Origin of the sequence: Bradyrhizobium cosmicum (genome assembly GCF_032290525.1) — a bacterium.
Taxonomy (GTDB): domain Bacteria; phylum Pseudomonadota; class Alphaproteobacteria; order Rhizobiales; family Xanthobacteraceae; genus Bradyrhizobium; species Bradyrhizobium cosmicum_A.
Window position 1 is genome coordinate 1 of record NZ_JASXTA010000433.1, and the last position, 250, is coordinate 250.

Sequence of the window (250 nt, forward strand, 5' to 3'; positions counted from 1 at the left end):
TGCCGGAGCTGATCGCCGAATACAACAACAACCATCCCGGCGTGGACGTCCGCTTCGACGACGTGCCGATCCAGGAGGTGCTGGCCGGCCTGCAGAACGGCTCTACCGACATCGGCTTCGGGCCGGCCGGCGTCGTTCCGGATCAATCGGTGGAAGTACACGTGATTTGCGCCGACCCGCTCTGGGTGGCGTTGCGCAGCAATGACCCGCTGACAAAAGGCAAGTCGGTCAGTTGGAAGGATCTCCGCGA

At 63.2% G+C, this 250-nt stretch carries 1 protein-coding gene; it reads left to right on the forward strand.

The genetic code is table 11. From position 1 onward, the window contains the following. On the forward strand, positions 1 to 250 hold a 250-nt coding region (locus QSV46_RS40480; RefSeq protein ID WP_314964318.1), incomplete at both ends, for a LysR substrate-binding domain-containing protein.